The organism is Pseudomonas fluorescens (assembly GCF_000968015.1).
GTDB classification, from domain to species: Bacteria; Pseudomonadota; Gammaproteobacteria; order Pseudomonadales; family Pseudomonadaceae; genus Aquipseudomonas; species Aquipseudomonas fluorescens_W.
The window spans coordinates 76,729-98,031 of sequence record NZ_LACH01000033.1 but is presented as its reverse complement, the minus strand read 5'-3'; the positions used below and the strand labels follow the sequence as shown (position 1 = coordinate 98,031).

The 21,303-nt window shown below is 59.2% G+C and carries 27 protein-coding genes; 3 read left to right on the top strand and 24 right to left on the bottom strand.

The annotated features are described in order from the left end of the window. Positions 1-144 precede the first annotated feature (144 nt). On the bottom strand, positions 145-924 hold the full coding sequence (fpr, locus tag VD17_RS15825) for a ferredoxin-NADP reductase (RefSeq protein ID WP_008054100.1): 780 nt from the start codon (positions 922-924) through the stop codon (positions 145-147). 150 nt (positions 925-1,074) lie between these two features. Between fpr and VD17_RS15820 the strand changes: the two genes are divergently transcribed. After that, entirely contained in the window at positions 1,075-2,001 is a 927-nt protein-coding gene (locus VD17_RS15820; RefSeq protein WP_008153977.1) for a LysR family transcriptional regulator, read from the top strand. On the opposite strand, the gene VD17_RS15815 is transcribed toward VD17_RS15820, so the two are convergent. The 3 genes from VD17_RS15815 to VD17_RS15805 form a co-directional block, all read right to left on the bottom strand. After that, positions 1,998-2,360, bottom strand: a complete 363-nt coding sequence (locus VD17_RS15815; protein WP_008010143.1) for a diacylglycerol kinase — start codon at positions 2,358-2,360, stop codon at positions 1,998-2,000. The two genes, VD17_RS15820 and VD17_RS15815, sit on opposite strands and share 4 nt — an antisense overlap. Positions 2,361-2,438: 78 nt before the next feature. Then, positions 2,439-3,086 carry a response regulator transcription factor ErdR gene (gene erdR, locus VD17_RS15810; protein WP_046046272.1) on the bottom strand — a complete coding sequence of 216 codons (648 nt, stop codon included), beginning with the start codon at positions 3,084-3,086 and terminating at the stop codon, positions 2,439-2,441. Positions 3,087-3,351: 265 nt separating this feature from the next. Beyond that, positions 3,352-4,086: a tRNA-uridine aminocarboxypropyltransferase gene (locus VD17_RS15805; RefSeq protein WP_046054602.1), complete on the bottom strand. Its 735-nt coding sequence runs from the start codon at positions 4,084-4,086 to the stop codon at positions 3,352-3,354. A 189-nt stretch (positions 4,087-4,275) separates the two neighbouring features. Between VD17_RS15805 and VD17_RS15800 the strand changes: the two genes are divergently transcribed. Then, positions 4,276-4,701: a PA3611 family quorum-sensing-regulated virulence factor gene (locus tag VD17_RS15800; protein WP_033053929.1), complete on the top strand. Its 426-nt coding sequence runs from the start codon at positions 4,276-4,278 to the stop codon at positions 4,699-4,701. On the opposite strand, the gene VD17_RS15795 is transcribed toward VD17_RS15800, so the two are convergent. Further along, on the bottom strand, positions 4,702-4,896 hold the full coding sequence (locus VD17_RS15795) for a hypothetical protein (protein WP_046054601.1): 195 nt from the start codon (positions 4,894-4,896) through the stop codon (positions 4,702-4,704). It lies immediately after the preceding gene. A 363-nt stretch (positions 4,897-5,259) separates the two neighbouring features. Here VD17_RS15795 and VD17_RS15790 point away from each other — a divergent pair, with 363 nt between their 5' ends. Beyond that, on the top strand, positions 5,260-6,378 hold the full coding sequence (locus VD17_RS15790; RefSeq protein ID WP_046054600.1) for a TIGR00730 family Rossman fold protein: 1,119 nt from the start codon (positions 5,260-5,262) through the stop codon (positions 6,376-6,378). A gap of 42 nt (positions 6,379-6,420) precedes the next feature. On the opposite strand, the gene recX is transcribed toward VD17_RS15790, so the two are convergent. The 19 genes from recX to VD17_RS15695 form a co-directional block, all read right to left on the bottom strand. After that, positions 6,421-6,888: a recombination regulator RecX gene (gene recX, locus VD17_RS15785; protein WP_046046277.1), complete on the bottom strand. Its 468-nt coding sequence runs from the start codon at positions 6,886-6,888 to the stop codon at positions 6,421-6,423. Between the two features lie 8 nt (positions 6,889-6,896). Then, positions 6,897-7,949: a recombinase RecA gene (gene recA, locus VD17_RS15780; RefSeq protein WP_007907270.1), complete on the bottom strand. Its 1,053-nt coding sequence runs from the start codon at positions 7,947-7,949 to the stop codon at positions 6,897-6,899. An 83-nt stretch (positions 7,950-8,032) separates the two neighbouring features. Then, entirely contained in the window at positions 8,033-8,533 is a 501-nt protein-coding gene (locus VD17_RS15775; protein WP_033053937.1) for a CinA family protein, read from the bottom strand. 80 nt (positions 8,534-8,613) lie between these two features. Next, positions 8,614-9,150 (bottom strand): lysis system i-spanin subunit Rz, encoded by a 537-nt coding sequence (locus tag VD17_RS15770; protein WP_046054599.1) that lies wholly within the window; start codon positions 9,148-9,150, stop codon positions 8,614-8,616. After that, positions 9,132-9,755, bottom strand: a complete 624-nt coding sequence (locus tag VD17_RS15765; RefSeq protein WP_046054598.1) for a glycoside hydrolase family 19 protein — start codon at positions 9,753-9,755, stop codon at positions 9,132-9,134. The genes VD17_RS15770 and VD17_RS15765 overlap by 19 nt, the downstream gene beginning before the upstream one ends. Before the next feature lie 58 nt (positions 9,756-9,813). After that, positions 9,814-10,341: a tail fiber assembly protein gene (locus VD17_RS15760; protein WP_046054597.1), complete on the bottom strand. Its 528-nt coding sequence runs from the start codon at positions 10,339-10,341 to the stop codon at positions 9,814-9,816. Between the two features lie 8 nt (positions 10,342-10,349). Next, the gene (locus tag VD17_RS15755; RefSeq protein ID WP_046054596.1) at positions 10,350-11,702 is read right to left on the bottom strand and encodes a phage tail protein; all 1,353 of its coding nucleotides are present in this window, start codon (positions 11,700-11,702) and stop codon (positions 10,350-10,352) included. Positions 11,703-11,713: 11 nt separating this feature from the next. Further along, positions 11,714-12,313: a YmfQ family protein gene (locus VD17_RS15750; RefSeq protein WP_046054595.1), complete on the bottom strand. Its 600-nt coding sequence runs from the start codon at positions 12,311-12,313 to the stop codon at positions 11,714-11,716. Further along, positions 12,304-13,344 (bottom strand): baseplate J/gp47 family protein, encoded by a 1,041-nt coding sequence (locus tag VD17_RS15745; RefSeq protein WP_046054594.1) that lies wholly within the window; start codon positions 13,342-13,344, stop codon positions 12,304-12,306. The genes VD17_RS15750 and VD17_RS15745 overlap by 10 nt, the downstream gene beginning before the upstream one ends. Continuing rightward, complete coding sequence (locus VD17_RS15740) at positions 13,334-13,732, bottom strand: phage GP46 family protein (RefSeq protein WP_046054593.1); 399 nt, start codon at positions 13,730-13,732, stop codon at positions 13,334-13,336. The genes VD17_RS15745 and VD17_RS15740 overlap by 11 nt, the downstream gene beginning before the upstream one ends. Next, the gene (locus VD17_RS15735) at positions 13,732-14,241 is read right to left on the bottom strand and encodes a phage baseplate assembly protein V (RefSeq protein ID WP_046054592.1); all 510 of its coding nucleotides are present in this window, start codon (positions 14,239-14,241) and stop codon (positions 13,732-13,734) included. The genes VD17_RS15740 and VD17_RS15735 overlap by 1 nt, the downstream gene beginning before the upstream one ends. A 76-nt stretch (positions 14,242-14,317) precedes the next feature. Beyond that, a complete protein-coding gene (locus VD17_RS15730) occupies positions 14,318-15,361 on the bottom strand; it encodes a phage baseplate assembly protein (RefSeq protein ID WP_046054591.1) in 1,044 nt (347 codons plus the stop codon). Between the two features lie 3 nt (positions 15,362-15,364). Continuing rightward, complete coding sequence (locus VD17_RS15725; protein ID WP_046054590.1) at positions 15,365-16,603, bottom strand: DNA circularization protein; 1,239 nt, start codon at positions 16,601-16,603, stop codon at positions 15,365-15,367. Next, a complete protein-coding gene (locus VD17_RS15720) occupies positions 16,590-18,152 on the bottom strand; it encodes a hypothetical protein (protein ID WP_046054589.1) in 1,563 nt (520 codons plus the stop codon). Before VD17_RS15720 ends, VD17_RS15725 begins: the two co-directional genes overlap by 14 nt. A gap of 130 nt (positions 18,153-18,282) precedes the next feature. Continuing rightward, a complete protein-coding gene (locus VD17_RS15715) occupies positions 18,283-18,579 on the bottom strand; it encodes a phage tail assembly protein (RefSeq protein ID WP_046054588.1) in 297 nt (98 codons plus the stop codon). After that, positions 18,576-18,923, bottom strand: coding sequence for a phage tail tube protein (locus tag VD17_RS15710; RefSeq protein WP_046054587.1), 348 nt, complete (start codon positions 18,921-18,923; stop codon positions 18,576-18,578). Before VD17_RS15710 ends, VD17_RS15715 begins: the two co-directional genes overlap by 4 nt. Positions 18,924-18,990: 67 nt before the next feature. Further along, on the bottom strand, positions 18,991-20,487 hold the full coding sequence (locus tag VD17_RS15705) for a phage tail sheath subtilisin-like domain-containing protein (RefSeq protein ID WP_046054586.1): 1,497 nt from the start codon (positions 20,485-20,487) through the stop codon (positions 18,991-18,993). Next, a complete protein-coding gene (locus tag VD17_RS15700; RefSeq protein WP_046054585.1) occupies positions 20,487-20,669 on the bottom strand; it encodes a DUF2635 domain-containing protein in 183 nt (60 codons plus the stop codon). The genes VD17_RS15705 and VD17_RS15700 overlap by 1 nt, the downstream gene beginning before the upstream one ends. Then, on the bottom strand, positions 20,666-21,250 hold the full coding sequence (locus VD17_RS15695) for a phage tail terminator protein (RefSeq protein WP_046054622.1): 585 nt from the start codon (positions 21,248-21,250) through the stop codon (positions 20,666-20,668). The genes VD17_RS15700 and VD17_RS15695 overlap by 4 nt, the downstream gene beginning before the upstream one ends. Between the last annotated feature and the right edge of the window lie 53 nt (positions 21,251-21,303).

Here is a 21,303-nt window from a genome sequence, read left to right as displayed (position 1 = left end):
GATCTTTTGACTTTGATTTTTAAAAACAAGATCAAAATATCGCAGCCTCGTTTCACTCGACAGCTCCTACAAGGTTTGCGTCGGGCATAAAAAAGCCCCCATTGCCTGCACAGGCTATGGGGGCTTTTCAGTGATGCGGTGTACTTACTTCTCGACGAACGCGCGCTCGATCAGGTAATCACCCGGCTCACGCATCCGCGGCGACACTTTCAGGCCGAAGCTGTTCAACACTTCGCTGGTCTCGTCGAGCATGCTCGGGCTGCCGCACAGCATCGCGCGGTCGTCCTGAGGGTTGATTGGCGGCAGACCGATGTCGCTGAACAGCTTGCCGCTGCGCATCAGGTCGGTCAGGCGACCTTCGTTCTCGAACGGCTCGCGGGTCACGGTCGGGTAGTAGATCAACTTGTCACGCAGGGCATCGCCGAAAAACTCGTTCTGCGGCAAGTGCTCGGTGATGAACTCGCGGTAAGCGACTTCGTTGACGTAACGTACGCCGTGGCACAGGATCACTTTTTCGAAACGCTCGTAGGTTTCCGGGTCCTGGATGACGCTCATGAACGGCGCCAGACCGGTACCGGTGCTGAGCAGGTACAAATGTTTACCAGGCTTCAAGTCATCCAGCACCAGCGTGCCGGTAGGCTTTTTGCTGATGATGATCTCGTCGCCTTCCTTCAGATGCTGCAACTGGGAAGTCAGCGGGCCATCAGGCACCTTGATGCTGAAGAACTCGAGATGCTCTTCCCAGTTCGGGCTGGCAATCGAGTAAGCGCGCATGAGCGGCCGGCCGTTGGGCTGTTGCAGGCCGATCATCACGAACTGACCGTTCTCGAAGCGCAAGCCCGGGTCGCGGGTGCACTTGAAGCTGAACAGAGTGTCGTTCCAGTGATGAACACTGAGGACACGCTCGTGGTTCATGTTGCTCATGTACGTGGGACTCCTGGAGATTTTGTCTGCGCGTGCTCTGCGCCTGCTCTGCAAAAAATGAGCTGCTGTGCGCAATTGCATCGCATTCTAATGGCAGCGACAATATCTGTTAACTGGATTATTAAGATAAGGGTTATCGGTTATATCGATATGCGATTTACTCTCCGTCAACTTCAAGTATTCGTCGCCGTCGCCCAGCAGGAAAGCGTATCCCGTGCTGCGGGTCTGCTCAACCTCTCGCAATCGGCGGCGAGTACCTCGATCACCGAGCTAGAGCGTCAGTCCAGCTGCCAGCTGTTCGACCGCGCCGGCAAACGGCTGAGCCTCAACGCCCTCGGCAAACAGTTGCTGCCGCAAGCGGTGGCGTTGCTCGACCAGTCCAAAGAAATCGAAGACTTGCTCAATGGCAAGTCGGGATTCGGCTCTCTGGCGGTCGGCGCGACCCTGACCATCGGCAATTACCTGGCCACCTTGCTGATCGGCAGCTTCATGCAGCGCCATCCGGAAAGCCAGGTGAAGCTGCACGTGCAGAACACTGCCAACATTGTGCAGCAAGTCGCCCACTATGAAATTGATCTGGGTCTAATCGAAGGCGACTGCAGTCATCCAGACATCGAAGTGCAGAGCTGGGTCGAGGATGAATTGGTGGTGTTCTGTGCGCCCCAGCATCCACTGGCCAAGCGCGGCACGGCGACCATGGAAGAGCTGACCCACGAGGCCTGGATTCTGCGGGAACAGGGTTCTGGCACGCGACTGACCTTTGACCAGGCCATGCGTCACCATCGCAGCTCGCTGAATATCCGGCTGGAACTGGAACACACCGAAGCGATCAAACGTGCGGTGGAGTCCGGGTTGGGGATTGGCTGCATTTCTCGCCTGGCACTGCGCGATGCATTCCGCCGTGGCAGCCTGGTGCCCGTGGAGACGCCGGATCTGGATCTGGCGCGGCAGTTCTATTTCATCTGGCACAAACAGAAATATCAGACGTCGGCGATGCGTGAATTCCTCGACCTGTGCCGCGCTTTTACCGCTGGGGTTCAGCGCAGCGACGAGATCGTTCTACCTACCATCGCTTAAAGCAGGATGACCGCCCAGACCAGCGCGATCATGCTCAAGGCGACAAACTGAGCGGCGCTGCCCATGTCCTTGGCATTCTTGGATAACGGGTGCAATTCAAGGGAAATGCGGTCGATGGCCGCTTCCACTGCCGAATTGAGCAATTCGACAATCAACGCCAACAGGCAGACGGCAATCAGCAACGCCTGTTCAACGCGACTGACGTTCAGGAAGAACGACAGCGGAATCAATATGACGTTGAGCAACACCAGTTGCCGAAAGGCCGCTTCGCCGGTGAAGGCTGCGCGCAGGCCGTCCAGCGAATAACCGGAGGCGTTGAGGATGCGTTTTAGGCCGGTTTGGCCTTTGAAAGGTGACATAAAGTAGGCAACTGACCAAAAGGAAGTGGGAAAGCTAGATTAAGCAAAGTCAAAAAAGCGTGAACGTGCCGCGCCTGATTAGCTCGAAATTGACTCAAGTTGTTGCAGCAGCAAGGCGGCCTGGGTCCGGGTCCGCACATTCAGCTTGCGAAAGATCGCCGTCACATGCGCCTTGATCGTCGCTTCGGAAACGCTCAGCTCGTAGGCAATCTGTTTATTCAACAAGCCTTCACAAACCATCGTCAGGACACGAAACTGCTGAGGCGTCAGGCTCGCAAGCCCTTCGCTGGCGGCCTTGGCTTCGGCGGAAACGCTGACTGCCTCGAATGCCTGGGGCGGCCAGAACACATCACCATCGAGTACCGCGCGTACGGCTTTCTGGATGACGCTCAGATCACTGGACTTGGGGATGAAGCCGCTGGCGCCAAATTCACGGGACTTGACCATGATCGAGGCTTCTTCCTGAGCCGACACCATGACCACCGGAATCTGCGGATACTGACCGCGCAGCAGCACCAGCCCTGAAAAACCGTAGGCCCCCGGCATGTTCAGGTCCAGCAGCACCAGATCCCAATCGGACTTCTCGTCCAGACGGGTTTCCAGCTCGGCAATGCTTGCCACTTCCACCAGACGGACTTCCGGGCCCAGGCCCAAGGTCAACGCTTGATGCAGGGCGCTACGAAAAAGAGGGTGGTCATCGGCAATCAGGATTTCGTATGTGGCCATTTTTCAAATGATCCTGTTTTTTATGGGACGCCCGATGCATTCAGGCTTCACCAAAACAACTCGAGGTACAGCCACGGAGCTGTACCAACAGGGCACGTTCAACGCCAATCACATGGCTATCCACGTAAAGAATACGGCGTATCAAACTTTGGCCGCGCCCTAATCGGCGCCAAGCATGCCCAGCGAAGCCGGGGTGGTCAAGGTGCATGGCCGGTACAGTTCTTTGCAGTATGGGCGACAATCAGCGTGTGACAGGGGCGCCGTTTTACACAAAAGGCATCAGCTCGGCGTGTGCCGGTGTTGCAACATTCATTTCAAGCTGATGTTTGGCATCAAGGTAATGTTGGCTGAACACGTCGAAATAGGCGTCCAGTGCCGACGCAGCCTCGGTATCACCCGCCAGATCGAGACACAACGCCGCCACTTCGGCTGTGCATAAATGCTCGCTACGGGTCGATCGGCGCAACCGGTACCGCGACAGCTTCTCGGGCAACAGGCTCAGAATCGGAAGCCGATCAAAGTAGGGGCTTTTGCGAAAAATCTTCCGGGCTTCTGTCCAAGTGGCATCCAGCAGAATGAACAGCGGACGCTTCGAACTATCGGCATCGACGCTGTTTGTGACACGCTCGGGTTCGACGTACTCACCCGGAAACACCAGATAGGGCTGCCATTGCGGATCGGCCAGCAGCGCCAGCAGTTGCTCATCAACTTCCGTACGCGACCAGATAAACGCATGGTTGTCGCGCACCACATCGGCGATCAGCCAACCGGTGTTGCTCGGCTTGAACACTTCCTTGTTGGTCATGATCAGGCACACGCCAGAGCGGGCCTCGACTTGCGGGCGCCAGGCGCACAGGCAGTGGCTCTCGATCACACGGCAGGCTCGGCAACGCGGTGCCCTCCAGCCTCGGGCCTGAATCGGCTTGATGCCCTCTTCCTCTCGCTCATCGCGCAAGCGGGCTACTGCGTTTGCAGCAAAGCGTGGGGTTGCAGGGTTCATTGCAGGCAACGCCGGCAGGGGAAGAAAATCGACACGAAAAACACTCGGCAGGGCAGAAAGTGGCGGCAGTTTATCAGAGCAGCCGGCGCAAGCCTGTACCGTCCAGGCCTCGTCCCCTATAATTCGCCGCCACTGAACGCACAGTCATGTGACGGGTCGAACCACCAGTCACTGAACCAGGAGAGTTTCATGCTGCGCCTTATCGTTCCCACCGCTGCCATTTTGCTGGCGTCGTCCTTCAGCGCTCAGGCTGCATCCTTGAGTGAGCAGAATCTCAACCGAGAGCTGCGAAACGTCGCCACACAAAGCAGTGTTGGTACTCCACGGGCGATCAACGAAGACATTCTTGATCAGGGCTACACCGTCGAAGGCAACACGCTGATCAACCATCTAAGCGTACAAAGCAGCCACGCCAACAAGATGCGTGCCGACCCCAAAGCCGTGTATTTCCAGCTTGGTGCCTCTGTATGCAACAACCCATCGTTCCGCAAACTGATGGCCAAGGGCGCGGTGATGCGTTACGACTTCACTGAGGTGAAGACCAACCGCTCAGTCGGCTCCGCCAGCTATCAGGAATCGGATTGCCCGAAAGCGGCTCCGACCAAGAAGAAGTAATCATTGGGAATTGGCGCGCCGCTGTTCATCCTCGGCGCGCAGTTCTGCCAGCAACGCCTGCAAATAACGTGAACGTCGGTCGGCCCCCTCCAGCCGCCGGCAGCACTCTTCTTCGAGACTCAAATGATTGGTCTCGGCCGATGACTTCAGTAATCGATACAATTGCGTATCGATCTCCAGAATGACTCTGGCCATCGCTTCCCGCCTCCCTGCACCTCGCCCTTGCTTGAGCGATAAAATCCTTGAACCGCTTGTACCGTGCGTCCTGCCTTTGACGCAAAGTTGTCGTCGTGCCTGTCATTTAGTAAATCAGACTGTCGGACACTCGCCTGGCGTTCAGACGAGCGGTGAAAGCACCTTGCAAGTCGCCAATAAGCGGTTGCCAGGAAAGACTTTGCGGCGCAATGATCAAGTCAGCGGAAACCTCCGCGAGGGTCTAGATTCATAGTGTTCACGTTCAATTTTCAGGGCAGGAAAGGGCTGCCCATTGCACGTCTTGTCGTGCGAATGTTTCCTTCATCCAAGGGAAAAACAGAGCCTGTATGGAAGGAGAAGTTGATGCCTTACCAACCGAATGACCTCCTGAGCCGTCATTTTGAAGAAAGCGGCCACGACCTCATCAGCAAGGTCGAAGAGCAACTCAACCTGGTTTCACCCAACAGCCCGAACATCCCGATCTACCGCGACATGATCCTGACCGTGCTGCGCATGGCCCAGGAAGATCACAACCGCTGGAATGCCAAGATCACCCTGCAAGCCCTACGCGAACTGGAGCACGCTTTCCGTGTTCTGGAGCAGTTCAGGGGGCGCCGCAAAGTCACCGTTTTCGGCTCGGCCCGAACACCGATAGAACATCCGTTGTACGGTCTGGCCCGGGAGCTTGGCGCCGCGCTGGCGCGCTCAGACCTGATGGTCATCACCGGTGCCGGTGGCGGCATCATGGCGGCGGCGCACGAAGGTGCCGGCCTGGCACACAGCCTGGGATTCAACATCACCCTGCCCTTCGAGCAGCATGCCAATCCCACCGTAAATGGCACTACCAACCTGTTGCCCTTCCACTTCTTCTTTACTCGCAAGCTGTTCTTCGTCAAGGAAGCCGATGCGCTGGTCCTGTGCCCCGGCGGTTTCGGTACCCTGGATGAAGCGCTGGAAGTGCTGACACTGATCCAGACTGGCAAAAGCCCGCTGGTGCCCGTGATATTGCTTGACGCTCCCGGCGGCAAGTTCTGGCAAGGCGCGTTGGACTTCATTCACCATCAACTGGAGGAAAACCGCTACATCCTGCCGACCGATATGAAACTCGTCAGTCTGGTCTACAGCGCGGAAGAGGCTGTGGAGCAGATCAACCAGTTCTACAGCAACTTCCACTCCAGCCGCTGGCTCAAGCATCAATTCGTGATCCGCATGAATCACAAGCTCAGCGACCAGGCGCTCGAACACATGCAAGGGGCATTTGCCGACCTGTGTCTGAGCGATCATTTCCATCAACATGCTTACAGCGGAGAGGAACACGACGAACCGCAGTTCAGCCACCTGGCTCGACTCGCCTTCACCTTCAACGCCCGTGATCATGGACGCCTGCGGGAACTGGTGGACTACATCAACCTGCCGGAAAACTGGGCGCAATCCCAACCTCAGGCGCAACAGCGCTCGCGGGAAACGTCCAAGGTTACGTAAGCAAAAAAAACGGCCCGCTATCGAAATAGCGAGCCGTTTCAGTCAATCGTCCATCCCTCGGCCGCTGAACAAGCGGCTGATCATTTCCATGGAATATCCCCGATAACTCAGGAACCTGCCTTGTTTGGCACGCTCCCGGGCGTCTATCGGTAAATGCCCGGAAAACTTTCGCCGCCAGGTGTCTTCCAGTTGTTCCTGCCAGTTGATACCGCTCTCGCGCAAAGCGAGTTCGATGTCGGTACGTTGCAGGCCGCGCTGGCTCAACTCTTCGCGAATACGCAAAGGGCCATAACCGGAACGGGAACGGTAGGAAACAAAGCTTTCGAGATAACGGGATTCGGACAGCAGACCTTCTTCCGTCAAACGGTCGAGTGCCGTGTCGATCATTTCTGGGAGGGCGCCGCGTTGACGCAGTTTACGCGTCAACTCGACTCGACCGTGCTCGCGTCGCGCGAGCAGGTCCATTGCGGTTCGCCGCACCGCGACGAGTGTATCGAGTACGGCGGTCATCGGATCAATCAGATATCAGCGTCAGCCAGGTCATCAGCAGTCTCTTTGACTGGCGATGCTTTGACGTCCGGCGCTGGAGTCAGCAGCTTGTCACGCAGTTGCTTCTCGAGCTTCGCGGCGATTTCCGGATTGTCTGCCAGGAACTTGGCCGAGTTGGCCTTGCCCTGACCGATCTTGGTGCCTTCATAGGCATACCAGGCGCCGGACTTCTCAACAAAACCGTGCAGCACGCCCAGGTCGATCATCTCGCCATTGAGGTAGATGCCTTTGCCGTAAAGAATCTGGAACTCGGCCTGACGGAATGGCGAAGCCACCTTGTTCTTCACAACCTTGACGCGGGTTTCGCTACCGACAACCTCGTCACCTTCTTTCACCGCGCCAGTACGGCGGATGTCCAGACGAACCGAAGCGTAGAACTTCAGCGCGTTACCACCGGTGGTGGTTTCCGGGCTGCCGAACATCACGCCGATTTTCATACGGATCTGGTTGATGAAGATAACCAGGCAGTTGGCGTTCTTGATGTTACCGGTGATTTTACGCAGCGCCTGGGACATCAGACGGGCTTGCAGGCCCACGTGCATGTCACCCATTTCGCCTTCGATTTCAGCCTTTGGAACCAGGGCCGCCACGGAGTCGACGATGATCACGTCAACCGCGTTGGAACGCACCAGCATGTCGGTGATTTCCAGGGCTTGCTCGCCGGTGTCCGGCTGCGAAACCAGCAGGTCGTCGACGTTGACGCCCAGTTTGCCGGCATATTCAGGGTCAAGGGCGTGTTCAGCATCGACGAATGCGCAGGTCGCGCCGGCTTTTTGAGCCTGGGCGATCACCGACAGTGTCAGCGTGGTTTTACCGGAGGATTCAGGACCGTAGATTTCAACGATACGACCTTTTGGCAGACCGCCAATGCCGAGCGCGATGTCCAGACCCAGAGAGCCAGTGGAGATAGCCGGGATCGCCTGACGGTCCTGATCGCCCATACGCATTACGGCACCCTTGCCGAATTGACGTTCGATCTGACCCAGGGCCGCAGCCAAGGCTTTCTTCTTGTTGTCGTCCATTAAAGTCCTCACGTAATCAATAAGGCCTGACGGCCAACACCTGTATAAGTAGCCAGTATTATTCCACAGCGTTTCAGGATCGCCTACCCCTGATTTGAGATTTCTCCAGCGGCATGGCGCAGCAGCCCCTCTAGCGCGGCCTTCACCGTTTGTCGGCGGACCTCTTCACGGTTGCCGGGAAAGTACTGCACCTCGCTGAACACCTGTTCACCAACGCCCCACGCCAGCCACACCGTGCCCACCGGCTTGCTCGGCGAACCGCCATCCGGTCCCGCCACACCGCTGACCGCCACGGCAAAACGCGCCCGGCTTTTCTCCTGCGCGCCCCGAACCATGGCCTCGACCACCTCGCGACTGACCGCCCCCACCGTCGAAAACAACTCGACCGGGACATTCAATTGCTCGGTTTTCTGGCGATTGGAATAGGTGACATAACCCGCCTCGAACCATGCCGAACTCCCCGGAATCCGGGTGATCGCCTCGCTGATCCCGCCGCCGGTACAGGACTCGGCGGCGGCGACGTGGGCATTGAGAACCTGCAAGCGCCTGCCAAGTTCAGCGGCCAGTTGGGTGATTTCTTTCACGGTCATCTCCTGAGCAAGCGGAATGAGAACTACCGTACACGAGCGTAACGCGCTTGCAAGGCGCAGGATCGATCAAAATGTTAGCGAGCGAGGGCTCTGATATAAGCCTGACAGGCCTGCAAGGCAATCAGTCCGCGGTCCCCGGCGTCGGTGATGGCGATAATTCGCTGAGCATGCGCCGGGTCAAGTCGGGCTCGTACGGTTCCATGAACCACGCCGCTGGTGCCGGGGGCGGTTGGCACTGCACCGTCATTGGCAACATCACTGGCGTCGAGGACGACTGACAGCCGCAGATCAGCAGTGGCAAGACGATCGCGCAGGCGACCTTGATCACGTTGCGCATCGCTCAACGCCTTCGAGTAAGTTCGATCGCTGGCCTGGAGCCGTTGCTCCAGGGCCAGGCGTTTATCCTGTTCGGCACGCTGTTGATTCGCCGCCGCCAGGGTCAGTTGGTTCAGCGTCTCGCCCCGTAACCTGGCTTGTTCCGCCAGTTGCCGACCGTAACGCCAATCCTGAATGCGCCAGGACAGCGTCGCTGCGCCGCCGACCACGATGGCCAACAATACAGTGACGCCAATGGCCCGATAAGAAACCGGCATCAGGCCGAGGACAGGCATAACACCGCCCTCGCCCGTGCCCAGAGCTGCAAACGACCTTCCAGCCCATTCAAGCCACCGTTGATCCGGCGGGTAATGCTGTTGAACTGGTCACGATCGGCCAGTTCATTCAAACCGTTCAGTCGCCAGAACCAGGCCGCAGACAGCGCGGCGTACAGCGGTTGTATCAGGAGATCTGGATTGCCGATAAGGTCGATACCGAGGTCATCACCGCACTCCTGATAGTTTGCTCGGCCGGTGATCTGGATCAGGCCGCGACCGCGATATGTCCACCCATCACTGCTCGCGGCATTGCCATTACCCATGCGCGAGGCATAGGCAATGTTCGCGATCTTCTCCGGCTGACGCGCGCGCGCAGCAGCCAAATCAGCCGGGAACCGGCTTGGCCACGTCGCCATCAGACCCGGCGCATCGTAGTTCAAGTTCTCAACGACGCGGGTGAGTTGCCCGGACTCATGTCCTATCTGCGCGATGAAGGCCGCGATTCGCCTGGCCGTGATGATCTGAAACCGGACCATGGCTGTATTCAGGACAGGAACAAAAACGCCGGCAACTGGGCCGGCGTTCGGGAGGATCTGCAGCAACTGCTGCTGGGTGATGGGCATACTTTTCTCCGGGAAAAAATAATCCGGCACTTGGCGGGCATCGCAATTACGCTCTCGGCTATGGAGAGGTCGGCCACACAATATTGGTTGGGTAACCTGGTTGCTGATCAATCTTGTTCAGCGCTAACTGGTAGGCCGCGTAGGCATTGAAGGTCGCCGTATCCGCTGCATCGAGCAACCCGGCGATGTAGGCGTTAACCATGCCGGCAGTGACTTGATTGGCCGCCGACAGTAGCGCATTGCACTGAGCCTGAGCGACCGTAGCGGCATCAAGCAGCCACGCAGTACCGCTCCAGACGTAGCAAGCACCGGGACAAGGGAGCAACGTATATTCGCTGGGGAGCTCGCCAAGCTCGGACCATTCCTGCGCTGCGCCGGTGGTCACGCTGTACACCGTCCCGCGATGATCGGCGAGTTGAACCGGCGCATCGTTGACGAGCACCCAGACATTGCCCGGATCAGGCGTCGGCAACAAGTCGGCCAGCTCGACGGCATTGCTCGGCAACTGACAGCCCAAGCCGGGAACTTCGGGAAGAGAAACCGGGCCAACCAAGACACCCAGTGCATCAAACACGTAAATGGACATAAAACACCTCAGATCAATTTAATTCGGCCCGGGTAGGCAATGTTTATAGGGCGAGTCTCAGAACCTCCGGCGAACCCCGAGGCCCCGGCAACCCACTGCGCGTAGTTGTTAGTACCACCACCCATCATTGTCGTGCCAAACGTACCTCCACCGGGCAGGGAGTGGTTGTGAGATCCGAGTTGGCTGGCCTGCGAGCTACCCGCCGCACGATTCGGGTCAATTGCGGCAGTCTCATCAGCGGAGCGCTGGAATCGACCACGGACATCTGGACAACGGAACGTGGTGGCGCCGTCGCCAGAAGTCCATCCACCCTCCATGCCGGCGCGAGCGGCTTCCGTGGTCAGCATTCCTGACTGTTGCGCGTGGTCCCACAACCAGGGGAAAGCGGCCCGCGTGAACAGCGCGCCGTTCATGGCGCCGTAACCACCGGGACTCAACGAGGACGTGGTTTCAAGCACCGACCGACCCAGCGGGGTACCGTCATAACGACTTACCGGCCACCAACTGCCCGCACCATCACTGCGCAAATGCCAGTAATCGCACGCCCCCATCAGGACCAGGAATGAATATCCAGCCGCATTCAGATGGGTGTGAAATTTGATTTTGTCGGTCCCTGACGCCGTGACAACAAGGGTATTGGTGGTGTTATCCAAGCGACGAACAATGAAGTCAGTCACGCCAAGTGCCGTGTTGGCGGTAGGCAGCGTGATCGTCCGGTTAGACGCCGTCGCGTCAATAATGACCAACCCCTTCTGCGCGGCGGTCAACGTGGTATCCGCACTGATGCTGGTGACACTACCGGTTATCTGGCCCAGTTGGGCCGCGTGCTGGCTTTGCGTTGCTGGAGCGATTTGCTCAGCCGCGCCAGTGCAGAACAGCAGGATGTAAGCGCCGCCGCCGATAGAGCTGTTCCACTGCACCCATGCGTCACCGTTGGCGACCAGTTCACCACCTCGAAGGGCTGAATGGGCCCCCCCAACCATAGCGACGCCCCCCAGGCCGTCGTTGATCGTGCAGGCGCCAGTGTTCGCCGTCTTGACCTTGAAGCGCAGGGTCTGGCCTTCGACGCGGGCGGTGATCGCCGGCGTGAAGTTGCAGACGTAGGTATTGGCCGTGCCGGTGTCGATGGCAAAGCTGCTTGCAGCAGATTGGCCAAGGGTACCGATGGCTTTCAGCAACTGCGTCAGGTCAACCTCACTGGGGGCCATTCCCGCCGCTGCAATCACATTCAACATCTCGCTCGTGACTGCGTTGCCCCATGTCGACGGAATCAAAGATCCCGGCGTCCCGGTGACCGGGTTCTCATCCACAAACTGTCCATTCACTAGCCCAACGCCGGGCAAACTCTTTGGATAATCCACTTTTCTATCCTCTAGTCATAATTGATGTAAACCAGCGTATGCGCTGGTGCACTGCGGTGTATCAAACACTCCAAGGCATTGCCCGGGTTCATGCCAAAGCGCTCGCCCCAGTAGCTGGCGCCGAAACGCCGCCCAAGCAGCAGGCGGCCGCCGGTGTTGAGGGTCCACATGAACTGCGCCTGCCTGGTACCGAAGTGCGCCGCACCGAAACGCGAGCGCCCCATACGCGGCGCCCTGAGTTGGGTGATGGTGGCGTTCGGGTAGCCTTGGGTGCGGGCAATCTCGATGAAATAGCTGATGGTCTGGCTGCCGACCGCGAGCAGTCGTCGGCGTACGGCAAGACGGCGATCGTCGAACAGAGGGGTGGCGCCCAGGCACGGGTCCGGCAGGTTCATCACCCGTTCCCAGTCGGGCACCAGTTCACTTACGCCGGCGGGATCCATTTCATTGAGCAGGTCAGCGGCACGAGCGTCGAGGCGGGCCAGTTCCTGGGCGACGCCTTCAAGGACATCTTCGAGTTCCGGGACCCGCTCGGGGTCCCACGCCGGACCGCTGGGCAGCAGGTTGCGCAGTTGGGCCTGGTATTGCGCGGCGGTTCTGATCACTGCCATGCGCAACCTCCGAAAGTCAGCAACTGGTTAGCTGCAGCCTCGACATCAGCGGTTGGCGACATGAGTTTGTGATCACTTTCCCCGGTGGTGCTGCTGATTGCTTCGCGAATGTGGCTTACCAACAAGGTTTCCCCCAGCCCCGCCTCGCGGTTGTGCAAGTCACGCAACTGCGCCTCGACAGCCCCGCGCACAGCGGTGGTGTCCGGAGTCAGACGCAGGCTGTAGGTGACCGGCAACAGCACCGGAGGCAGTACGTGCAACTCGGCGGTAACCGGGCGCAGTGGTTCTATGTAGGCTTGAACTTCCGCCAGTTGAGCTGCGTCCGGGATCGGTTGCGGATCGTCGTCACGCATCACGAACAATGCGACAGTCCCTGACCCCAGGTAATTGCCGCGACACCAGGCACGGGTCACCCCCGGACATTCGAGCGCCCAGGTTTCGTAGTCTTGCGCCGAACCGCCGTGAGGAATGATCCGGTAAGAACGAATCACCCGGGACCGCAGGGACTCCAGACTTTCCCGAGCGATTCCGCCGGTCAACCCCGGCGCCAGCACCGTGAAGCTGTTGCCGATAATGCCCAGAATCGGCTGCACCGGAATCAGCGTCATGCCGGTGTCGGCGTTCCCGAGGCTGCCGGCGTCGAGGGCGGCGATGGTGGTGCTGTTCAAGCCATTGCTGGTGGTGCGGGCGGACGTGACTTTGTAAATGCGACCGTCGTTCGATTGCAGCAGCGTATCGACGTCCAGCACAGCACCAGCGCTGGCGGTAAAGCTGACGCCGCCACTGGCCGATTGTGCTGCTTTGCGCGGCTGGTTAAGACGCAGTGCGGCGATTCGTTCCAGGGTCGATTCATCGGCCTTGTCTGGAAGGATCTGCTCAGCGATCCAGTTCAGATAGCCATACAGGCCATAGGCGGCGCCACCGAGGGTGCGGGCCAGCACTTGCGCATCGGACTGGCGCAGCGAATCGCTGGCCAGGTCGCTTTGGGTGCGCGTGATGAGCACCGGCAGCGAAGGGGTTTCAAACGGCATAGATCACCTGCCAACTGTTATCAGGGTTGATGTCCAGGCGCTCGCCGTCGGCCAGGGTCAGGACCGTGCGCAGGTTCAGGCGCTGGGCGTCGAGGCGTTCGCTGATGATGTCGATGGCGCTGCAATGGCCGTCGTCGATCAGCCATTGCAAGGCTTCGCGGGCATAAAACTCGGCATCCAACTGGGTCTGTCGGGTCAGCTTGACCCGGCGCAGCAACCACAGGCGTGAGCCGATACGGTCGTCGGCCACCGTAGGAAAAGTGTCGCCCCACCAGCCGAAACGTTCTTCGTCATCGAGGGCATCGTCATCGGCGGCGCGGCGCCAGGTGAACAGACTGATCAGCACTGAACGGGTCAGTGCGGCGTGGAGGTTTTGGCTGATGAACATCACTGGCCTCCCGCCGGCACGCCGGTCTGGCCGGTACCCGCCTGCACGCCGACATGCACGTGTTTGATCTGGCTGATGCCACTGGCAATCTGATCACCTTGCGAGACGATCTTGCCGGTCTGGGTCAGGGTCGGTGAGTCGATGTTTACGGCGGTGCTGGCGCGGATGTTCAGGGTGGCGGTTTCGATGTCGATGATCCGTCCACGCTTGAAGTGGATCTTGTCGCCTTCGTCGGTGTAGATCGCCACTTCGCCCTGGGCCAGTGCCTTGAGGCGATAGCGGCGGTCGGCGACTACCAGCACGACGGCGTGGGAACGATCACCGCCCAGAAACGTGGCGATGCCTTCAGCGCCGGCCAGCGGATTGCTGGTGAAACCGTAGGGTTCGAAGTGCTCCATGTCGTCATTCACTTCGCCGGCGGTGAGGCGCATTTGCAGCGATTGAAGCTTGGTAGCCGAGTTGGCGAGCACGACAGTGCCGCGCGCCAGGAGGCGTGTCAGTAGGCTCATTGGGTTTCCTTCCGGGATCAGAATGAACGCGGACTAATGTGGGAGCGAGCTTGCTCCCACAGGTTCGGCGTCAGGTTCAGGTTTTCTTGGGAGGCACCGGGTTCGCATCGAAGGTGTAAGGCGGCGCCACTTGCAACGTGGTGACCGAGCCCTGTTCGGACAGCGAGTAAGTCACCTTGGAGATCAGCATGTCGTGGTTGAAACCCAGCACCTTGTCGATCACCCGCACCAAGGTGTTGTGCTTCCACAAATCACCATTGGACTGCCGCCAACCTTGTACCCGATAGGTCGTGGTGCCAGTCTTGCCGACGCGAATACCGCTTTCCCAGTCGGCACGTTGCTGTGCCAGTTCCGGGGTCAATTGCGCGCTTTCGTTGATCACGGTGATCCGCTTGCGCCCGATAATCGGGTCGGTGGAAACCCCGGACACTTCGCTCACGGCCGCACCGCTCTTCTCCTCGCCGCCCTTGTGCTGACCGATCACCCGGTACTCGGAGAACACCTGGCTGAAGTCCATCGGCGCATTGGCCGACAGAATATTCTTGCCCAGCTCAAGCACATCACTGGCTCGCCCACCGCTGCCCGGTCGGGCCAGTACCACCCGACCTTCCGCGTCATCGGTGGAAAACACCCGAAACAGTGTGAGCAAGCGGTCGATCGACTGAAAGACCGTTTCCCCCGGCACGATGGTGTGGCTGCCGAGTCGCGCGGTTTCGGGGATTTCACTGACCACTTTCCCGGCATAAGGCGAGGTCAGCGCTTCGACGATGCTGAGTAACGATTGCTGATGCCATTGGTTAGGCGTGTTGATCGCCGCGCAGTCCACCAGATCCTGAGTCTTCGAACTGCCTTCGATGCTCAGGCTGATCTGCCGCCCGTCATAGCTGATCGGCGCCTTGAACACATACCCGCTGAGCACCAGATCGCAGCCGATTCGCACTTGGCACGGCGCACCCGGTCGGATCGGTCGGTCGACCGTCTGCCCCGGCCATTGCCAGGTGATGTCGAGTTTGAAGGTGCGGAATTGCCGCTCCAGATCCGCGGTGATTTCAACGCTTTTCCAGCCGCCGTACTCCAGACCGTCAACGGTCAGCAACACACTGTTGTCGAGTTCGTTCATGGTCTATTCCCCCAGGAGTTTGACGTCGTCCAGCGGGAGAAAACCCGGATGAATAATGCGGTTGCCCTGTAGTACTTCAGCGATTCGCGTGGCGTCTCCACTTTGCTGATAGATCACGACCAGCCCCGGAAGGCTTTGCTTGAAAGACTTGCTGACCAGTCGAACACCGGACGACGCGACCGCTTTCAAATGCGCCCGCAGAGCCTGGCGCAGATTGCTCATCGCCAGATAGTGCGCAGGATCAGCCTTGGCCTCGGGCAGCTTTAACACTTCTTCAAGTGCCAAACGCAAGGCCTCTAAATCGTCGACCACCGGAACGTCCCGGTGCGTGGTCGGTCGCACAGCCTGATGCCCGACCGGCAGGTTGGTGACCCGCTTGACCGCCTGCGAAGCCACCGGCATCGACGCAACCCATTGGGCCACTTGCACAATCAAAGTGTCCTGCACCAGATTGGTCAGCGCCTGGGCCGCAGCGGTGGTGTCCTTGCCGGTGGTGAGCTTCAGCGCATCGACCTTCTTGATGGCTTCGACCTGTTGGGAGACGTTGGCAATCACGCCACGATAACCTTCACGGGCGAAGTCCTTCAGTTCGTTGATGTCGCCGATCAATCCCTTGAATTCAGCTGCCACGTCCTTGGGCAGTTCCTTGACGGCTTTGACCAGATCGCTGATCTGCTGGTACTCATCGATCAACGGCTGGAGGTGCTGCTGAATCACCTCGTAAGCTTCCTTGATGCTGTTGCGCAGGTTGGCAATGCCAATCCGCGCAGCTTTGATCAAGGTCATCGCGTCTTCGAAGCGTTTCACCGCAGAGCCCAACAAGCTGTCGGCCGATACCAGCAATAGCTTCTGTGTGCTGACCGCCGCCGTGGGAAACGGCACCGGTTGATCGGGGTAAAACTTCAGGGTAAAGGTCACCAGCCCGCCGTCCTGGCGGGTGTGAGTCATGTCGCATTCGCCGACCTTGACCTGCAGACGTCCCAGCCACGGGTGAACCAGCTCACCACTGCCCTGTTCCAGCGCCTTGAGCAGTTTGTCGCGCTGCTCCAGGCAATCGGGACCAACGACAAATGCGGTCAAATCGTGAATCTTCGCCTGCTGGCCAAGGCCCTCGAAATACGGCAGATCGCGCTGTGGGTACTCGTGCAACTGGCCCTTTTGGCCGACCGGGTTTTTCGCCTGATCGACCCAGAACTGGACGCCGCGAAACGACGCCGGCATCAAACGATCACGCCAGCTCATTGGAACCTCCAAGGGACAGTGTGCGGTAGCCGATGCGCGAATTGAGCGCCAGCGCCGGTTGATTGGTTTGCGGCTGATCGGTGCGCATGCCGGCCGGCGCATTTTCGAAGTACACGGTCAGGCCGCCTTCGAGTTGTGTGCGGCTGTTGGCGGCGCTTTGCTGAATCAGCGCGCTGGAGTTTTGTGTCAGGGAGCCAGGCTGCATCGAGGGTTTGTGCGGCAGATTACCGGGCAGCACTGAACGGCTTTGTGGTTGCTCTGGGTCGGCGCCAAAAAACGCTGGCGCAAACTTACCGTTGCCTTCGGTATTGGTTTTCTCTTGAGCCTCGGTCAGGCCTTCGACCTTGCCGGTCACGCGGGTGACAAGGCTGCCGAAACCACCGGCAAAGAATTCCTTGATCGGCGCGACGACGCCTTTCAGCTTGTCCCACCATTGGCTGAACCATTGCGTGATCGGCTCCCAACGCTTTTTGATCTCTTCCAGCGGAAACCAGTCAAACAGGCTGCGCAGCGTGTCGTACATCACCAGCGCCGGGGCCTTGATGCTGTCCCAAATCCCGGAAAACAATTCGGTGACCGCGCCCCAGCCGGCGATGATCATCTCCTGCGGCGACCAGTCGAACAGGCCATGCAGAAAGTCCATGACCGGTACCGACAGCGCCCTGAGCAAGTCCCAGATGGCCGAGAACAGCCCCGTCAATGGTGTCCAGTTGCTAATGATCAAACCCAGTGGCGACCAGGAAAAAAGCGTCTGGAAAAAACCCATTACCGGCCTCGCCGCCGCTTTGATGACGTCCCAGATCGCCGCGAACACGGCGGTGATCGGTCCCCAATGGCTGATGATTTGCCCAAGCGGTGTGAACGCAAACATCGTCTTGAAGAACTCGACCATGGGCATCACGACCGGAGAAATCTTTTGCCAGAGCCCGGCGAAGAACGCCGAAATGGGTTTCCAGTTGAGCACAATCAAACGGGCTGCCAGGGCGATGCCCGTGGCAATCAACACGATGGGATGGGTCTTGAGCACCATGTCCATCAGATCGAACACTTGGGTCGCGCCGGTCACGGCCGTTTGCATCGCCGAAAACGCAATGGCACCGGCCGCAAGTCCCTCGACCAGCTTCGGGTTGTCATTGAGCAGATTGCCAAAGCCAATGAGCAGTGGCTGAAGCCCTGCCGTGACGGTCGCGACGGCGGGTTGTAACGCGGTGTTTGCGGCAGCCGATACCTGCTCCATCGACCGACTGAACACATTCAGGGTTTGCCCGGCGCTGGTCGGCACGTTCGGCACATCGACACCTTTGGCGGCTTCATTGACCTCAGTCAATTGGCCCTTGAACGCAGCGGACGCCTTGATCCCGTCTACGAAGGGTGTGATCACGCTGCCACCCTTGAACAGACCGCTGATGTCCAGCTTGCCCAGCCCCGTCTGTTCAAGATGTGTTCTGAAGCCCTCGATCCTCGCTCGAAGGCCGGTGAGCTTGGGGGTCACTTCATCGACCCCCGCCGGCCGGACCGATTTTTCATCTTCCTTTTTCATGTCTGCCATCACTGCACCTGCTGCATCGCATTGATCCGTTGCGCGTGCTCCAGTGATTCGCGGAGCACATCCAGTGGCCTGGCCATCATCTGTTCGGGGTCAACCTTCCAGAACCAGGCCAGGTCATAGGCGACTGAAATCAGGTCGGTGATGGCTCCGACGCCGCACTCATGAAAAAACTCGCGACAGCCCAGCTCAGCGCGTTGAGGTCAGCCAGGTCCAACTGGTTGACCGACGACGGCGGGATGCCGGCGCACACCGCGATGTATTTGGCCGCGACGTCCATGTCGAGGCTGACTTCTTCGCTCTTGTCGATCTTGTACGGCAGCGCCTTGATCGCTCGAACTTCCTGCACCGTTGGGCGGCGCAGGTTGAGTTCGGTCAAGGGCTCGCCGTGAGCTTCGATCGCAACCTGAAGCTTTACGGCGCCAGTCATTGCCAGGTCCCCTTGATGCCTTCGAATTTCAGTTCGATGGTGGCGTCATCACCTTTGGAGACAGGTTCTTCAACCAAGTAAGCGCCAGCCAGTACGTAGACTTTGCCGTTGCTGAATTCGCAGGTGACGGTCATGTCGGCGCCCGCGATCAGTTGCTTGAGCGGGAAGTCCGCGGTGTGCAGCGCCGTCACTTTGAACGACGGGGAAATGTCGGTTTCCTTGTAGAAACCCGGTACGACGGTTTCCCGTTTCACAGCCATCAACGGCGCTTCGCAGCCGCCATTGATAGTCAGTTGAGCGCCGTCCACTTTGACGTAGCAGGTGCCCGCAATCAGTTGACCCATGGTGTTACTCCCTTCAAATAAAAAGCCCACGCGAGGTGGGCTGAAATCACACAGTCAAAGGCAGCGATCAGGCTGCGTCGTCGTACTGCAGACGGAATTGGTTGAGCAGCGCGAACACGCGCAGGCCGTTGATGTAATCCGGCGGGAACAGCACGTTGACCCGGCTTGGGTCCTGCACGTCGCGCTCGACGATCAAGTGCTCGGCAAACAACTCGGCGTTTTCGACGTGGCCTTCCAGCTCGAGCTTGGCGTACTGAGCGATCAGCTCGCCGCGAATCGTGCTCGGGGTCACGATCGGCTGGCCGGCGCCGAAACGGGTGCCGTCAGAGGCCAGTTTGTGGCGACCGTATTTGCTCGTGATCACGCTTTGCAGACGACGCACGATGAAGGCCGACTGGTGCATGGTTTCGCTGTCCAGGTAGGAATTGTCTGCCTGGCCGTAGGCGTTCTTCTGATAGGTGGTAATCGAACGCTGAATGCGCACGTAGCCGCCTTCGTAGTACGCGGTGGCGATCCCGTAGTTGAGCAGCGACTGACGCTCGGTCAGGGTGAAACGCTCACTGGCGGGTGCCGGGTCGAGACCTGGCAGGCTACCGCTTTGGGTCGGACGGCTGGCGTCGGCGGAGATGAACACCGACGTGCGCGCAGCGAGTGCGGCGGCCTGAACCCAGAAGGGTTGCGGTACGCCTGGTTCCAGCGCCTGAAGGGTCATGTGCTGGTCATTACGCGCCTGGCCGGCAGCGACCAAAGTACCAATAGTGCCGCGCTTGGCGCTGTAGACATGACCGAACAATTGCTTGGCCCACGACCAACGACCGGTGCTGTCATCCATGACGGCTTGCCAGGTGTTGAGGGTGCTCAGATCCGAGAATGGCATGCAGATGAACTCGAACGGTTCATCGCCCAGCGCCGCTACCGCAGCGACCTGATCCGGCACACCGGCACCGCCGGTCATGGCGGTGATGGCCGTAGTCAGGCCGGCCGGCGTCTCTTCGCCGTTGCTCTTGCCCAGGCGATTGAATTGCAGGCTGATGTCATTACCGCTGTCGCCAGTCCATTTGGCGCTCAGGGTCACGATGCCTTCTACGGCTGCAGCGCTGACCGGCAGATCTGCCGAGGCGTTGATTTTCAGCGCCAGTGCGGTAGCCGCATGAGCTGCCGTGGCGCCGTTGACGATGGCCGCTTGAACACGAACGCCGCCGACGTACAGGTTGAGCACGCCACTTTGAGTCGCGGCACCGGTCAGGGTCAACACGCCCTTGGCGATGCTGCCTACAGTGTTGTGCAGCGGCAGGCACCAGATCTCGCCGATCGGGTCAGTTTTGCGCCAGGTTTCATACATCGAGGCGAGCATCGAGCCCTGGCCGCCAAGGCTTTTGGCCAGCGCCACGCTGGACACCAACACCAGTTTGCCAACCTCGGCCGGCGCAATGTTGTCGTTGACCTGAGCGACGATCAAACGGCGCATCGCCGACGACGCGCTATTGGCGGCCGAATTGTCCATTTCTGCGTAGAACAGCGGAACACGAATGTCCGCGGGGATATTGCTGAATCCGATCGCCATTATTTGGCTCCCTGTGCTTTCGCCGCTTTCACGGCTTTGGTAGTGATATCGCCATCGGCCAGACGCCGACGCCACCAGGCGTTGTCCGGCACTTCACGGCCCTCGAGGGGCAACAGATCGCCCGCTTCCGGGTCGGGCACGGCGCGGCCTGGGGCCGGCAGCACGGTGATGCGTTTGCTCATGGGGTTACGTCTCCAGAGAAAGTCAGTTCCAGGCGTCCGTCGGGGCCTGGGCGTTTCAGATTGGGGTCCGCCGGATCGATCGCATCGACCTGCACGGTGACCCCGGTAAAGGACGACAAGCCGTCCAGTTCACGTTCGTGCCAGCTCTCCGCAGGCTGACCAGGCAGATTGCGGCCGAGCTGGAACTCGGCAAAAAAGCGCAAGCGATACAGCACGCGGTTGCTGTTGATGGAAACCTGTTCGCCGCCGTCGTAGGCGATGGCGCTGTAGTCGCTACCGGGCTTGAAACCCACCAGCGCCCGCCACAGTTCGGCCCGCAGGTCGTGCAACAGATCCAGCGCTTTTGTAGCGTCGGTGGTGTCAAGCACCAGGGTCACTTCGAAGCGGTCGCGAATGGTCTGACAGGTAGCGTTTTGCGCCGCGTTTGCGCCCGCCAGATCGCTAATCGGCACCACGTAGGCGCAAGGAGTTGAAAGCGGGGCACTGGCTTGCAGTGTTTCGAGATCGATGCCGGCAGCCACGCGACCGGCGAGGGTTGGGCAGTGATCGCGCAGTTGAGCAATCAGGGGGGTGATCTTCATGGTGTTTTCACCGGGCAATAAAAAACCCGCTTGTTGGCGGGCTTGAGTGAAAG

Bases quoted from the DNA above. Each gene is read 5' to 3' on its own strand.
- VD17_RS15805 (WP_046054602.1), bottom strand. From the start codon at position 4,086: ATGAACCCTGCAACCCCACGCTTTGCTGCAAACGCAGTAGCCCGCTTG.
- VD17_RS15750 (WP_046054595.1), bottom strand. From the start codon at position 12,313: ATGGCAGTGATCAGAACCGCCGCGCAATACCAGGCCCAACTGCGCAAC.
- VD17_RS15760 (WP_046054597.1), bottom strand. From the start codon at position 10,341: ATGTCCATTTACGTGTTTGATGCACTGGGTGTCTTGGTTGGCCCGGTT.
- VD17_RS15725 (WP_046054590.1), bottom strand. From the start codon at position 16,603: ATGAGCTGGCGTGATCGTTTGATGCCGGCGTCGTTTCGCGGCGTCCAG.
- VD17_RS15770 (WP_046054599.1), bottom strand. From the start codon at position 9,150: ATGCCTGTCCTCGGCCTGATGCCGGTTTCTTATCGGGCCATTGGCGTC.
- VD17_RS15735 (WP_046054592.1), bottom strand. From the start codon at position 14,241: ATGAGCCTACTGACACGCCTCCTGGCGCGCGGCACTGTCGTGCTCGCC.
- VD17_RS15730 (WP_046054591.1), bottom strand. From the start codon at position 15,361: ATGAACGAACTCGACAACAGTGTGTTGCTGACCGTTGACGGTCTGGAG.
- VD17_RS15695 (WP_046054622.1), bottom strand. From the start codon at position 21,250: ATGAAGATCACCCCCCTGATTGCTCAACTGCGCGATCACTGCCCAACC.
- VD17_RS15720 (WP_046054589.1), bottom strand. From the start codon at position 18,152: ATGGCAGACATGAAAAAGGAAGATGAAAAATCGGTCCGGCCGGCGGGG.
- VD17_RS15815 (WP_008010143.1), bottom strand. From the start codon at position 2,360: ATGTCACCTTTCAAAGGCCAAACCGGCCTAAAACGCATCCTCAACGCC.
- VD17_RS15700 (WP_046054585.1), bottom strand. From the start codon at position 20,669: ATGAGCAAACGCATCACCGTGCTGCCGGCCCCAGGCCGCGCCGTGCCC.
- VD17_RS15705 (WP_046054586.1), bottom strand. From the start codon at position 20,487: ATGGCGATCGGATTCAGCAATATCCCCGCGGACATTCGTGTTCCGCTG.
- VD17_RS15790 (WP_046054600.1), top strand. From the start codon at position 5,260: ATGCCTTACCAACCGAATGACCTCCTGAGCCGTCATTTTGAAGAAAGC.
- VD17_RS15765 (WP_046054598.1), bottom strand. From the start codon at position 9,755: ATGCCCATCACCCAGCAGCAGTTGCTGCAGATCCTCCCGAACGCCGGC.
- VD17_RS15740 (WP_046054593.1), bottom strand. From the start codon at position 13,732: ATGTTCATCAGCCAAAACCTCCACGCCGCACTGACCCGTTCAGTGCTG.
- erdR (WP_046046272.1), bottom strand. From the start codon at position 3,086: ATGGCCACATACGAAATCCTGATTGCCGATGACCACCCTCTTTTTCGT.
- recX (WP_046046277.1), bottom strand. From the start codon at position 6,888: ATGACCGCCGTACTCGATACACTCGTCGCGGTGCGGCGAACCGCAATG.
- VD17_RS15800 (WP_033053929.1), top strand. From the start codon at position 4,276: ATGCTGCGCCTTATCGTTCCCACCGCTGCCATTTTGCTGGCGTCGTCC.
- VD17_RS15795 (WP_046054601.1), bottom strand. From the start codon at position 4,896: ATGGCCAGAGTCATTCTGGAGATCGATACGCAATTGTATCGATTACTG.
- VD17_RS15745 (WP_046054594.1), bottom strand. From the start codon at position 13,344: ATGCCGTTTGAAACCCCTTCGCTGCCGGTGCTCATCACGCGCACCCAA.
- VD17_RS15820 (WP_008153977.1), top strand. From the start codon at position 1,075: ATGCGATTTACTCTCCGTCAACTTCAAGTATTCGTCGCCGTCGCCCAG.
- fpr (WP_008054100.1), bottom strand. From the start codon at position 924: ATGAGCAACATGAACCACGAGCGTGTCCTCAGTGTTCATCACTGGAAC.
- VD17_RS15715 (WP_046054588.1), bottom strand. From the start codon at position 18,579: ATGACTGGCGCCGTAAAGCTTCAGGTTGCGATCGAAGCTCACGGCGAG.
- VD17_RS15710 (WP_046054587.1), bottom strand. From the start codon at position 18,923: ATGGGTCAACTGATTGCGGGCACCTGCTACGTCAAAGTGGACGGCGCT.
- recA (WP_007907270.1), bottom strand. From the start codon at position 7,949: ATGGACGACAACAAGAAGAAAGCCTTGGCTGCGGCCCTGGGTCAGATC.